General features: G+C 61.9%; 1 pseudogene. It reads right to left on the reverse strand.

The features are described 5' to 3' along the window. A pseudogene (locus IVB46_RS44725) lies at positions 1 to 1164 on the reverse strand (hypothetical protein); the annotation flags it as partial.

The following is a 1164-nucleotide window of genomic DNA, read 5'->3' on the forward strand; positions in this document are numbered from 1 at the left end:
GATCAGCCTCTTCGGCGTGTTGAAAGCGGTCGCGAGCACGTTCATGTCGCGCCGCATTTCCTGCATGAAGGCCATGATGAGGGCCGCGCTGTCCGCGCCACCGCCCTGCACAGGGTTTCCCTCGGCATCCGTCGGCGCGGGCGCGGTCAACGCCTTGATCATGGCGTTGTGCTGCGCTTCCTCGGCCGCGATCTTCATCTTGGCCTGGCTCTCGGCCTGCATGGTCTGGATCTTGGCGTCCGAGGACTGCTTGTCATTGGCCATCTTGGCCTGCGCCTTGTCGTTCTCGAGCTTGAGCTCGGCGTCGCGCTTCTGCTGCTCCGGATCAGGCTGCGCTTGCGACTTCTCGATACTGTCCGAGATGTCCTTCTGAGCCGAGGTCGGAAGCGGCGAGTATTTGAGCAGCGCAAGCCACGTCGCCGGCGGCAGCATCTTGCCGATAACGGGCAGGATCTGCTGCAGCATCGCCCAGGTGGCCTCCTTCTGGTTGGCAGAGGTCGGGCTCTCGTCCACGATCACGTCATAGGAGGTCTTGCCGTCGTAGACGTCCTGCTTCATCAGCGGGACGAACTGCGCCTCTTCCGGGCCTTCGATCTTGATCAGGCGCCCGTCGGATAGATAATGCTGGATCAAATAGAGCAGGAGGCGCCCCTGCTCTTTCCGATAGCGGCGCAGGCTGTCGAACAGCGGCTGCAGAATGGTCAAGGCTGACTGCTTGCGCTGGAGATCGAGGCTTGCAGCCTGCCCGGCCGAGCTCTGCATGCCGAGGATCTCGACATTGACGCCGGACACATCGCGGAGCGACTGGTTCGCGTACTGCATCAGCTCAAATGAGCCCTGCGGGAACGCGGAAACAGGCTTAGCAATGAATTTGGGGTTCGGGCCGGAGATGGCACCGGTCTTCAGGTAAGTGACCTGCTCCTGGTGCGCCCATGACGCCTCGCCGGCCGCGTCATTGTCGAAGAAACCGCCCTTCTCAACCGCGATGCCACCCTTTGCGGTCGAGTTCATGATGTGCATGGTCTGCGACATCCACTTGTTCGACCAGCGCGCCGGGTCTTTCATGGCGCGCACGATGCCGAAGAAGGTGTTCTTGTTCCGGTCGCGCTTGCCGGTCATGCACTTGAAGGAGAAATGCCCCTTCGCCGGCGCATCGCCGATCTC

This window comes from Bradyrhizobium sp. 61, assembly GCF_023073075.1.
GTDB classification, from domain to species: domain Bacteria; phylum Pseudomonadota; class Alphaproteobacteria; order Rhizobiales; family Xanthobacteraceae; genus Bradyrhizobium; species Bradyrhizobium barranii.